The sequence below is a fragment of the Vibrio sp. 2130-1 genome (assembly GCF_033339515.1).
On the sequence record NZ_JAWOUT010000787.1, the window covers coordinates 1 to 502 of the forward strand.

A 502-nucleotide genomic window follows, 5' to 3' on the forward strand; every position below is an offset into this window, starting at 1 on the left:
TAGAACGTGCAACAAAACGTCGTAACGTTGTGCTAATGCGTATGCTCGATGAAAAGTACATTACGCAAGAACAATTCGATGAAGCACGTAACGAACCAATCATTGCTCGTTACCACAGTGCAGAAATTGAAGTGTCTGCGCCTTACGTTGCCGAACTTGCACGTGCATGGGCAGTAAAAGAGTACGGTGAAGAGAAAGCCTATACGTCGGGTTTGAATATCTACATGACGGTTGACTCTAAACTGCAAAACGCTGCCAATAAGGCTGCGGTAAACAACCTAATGGCTTATGACGAGCGTCATGGCTACCGCGGCGCAGAAAAAGTGTTGTGGAAAGAAGGGGAAGCCGCTTGGGATGCAGAACAAATTGAGAAGCATCTAAAAGGCCAGCCAACTTACGGCGATCTTTACCCTGCTGTCGTGACAAAAGTGGAAGGCAAAACGGCGCAAGTTGTTGTGAAAAATAACGGTGCACAACCCATCCCTTGGACTGGCATGAACTG

General features: G+C 47.2%; 1 pseudogene. It reads left to right on the forward strand.

Going from position 1 to position 502, the window contains the following annotated elements:
* Positions 1–502, forward strand: a pseudogene (locus R7Q09_RS28710) (penicillin-sensitive transpeptidase); the annotation flags it as partial.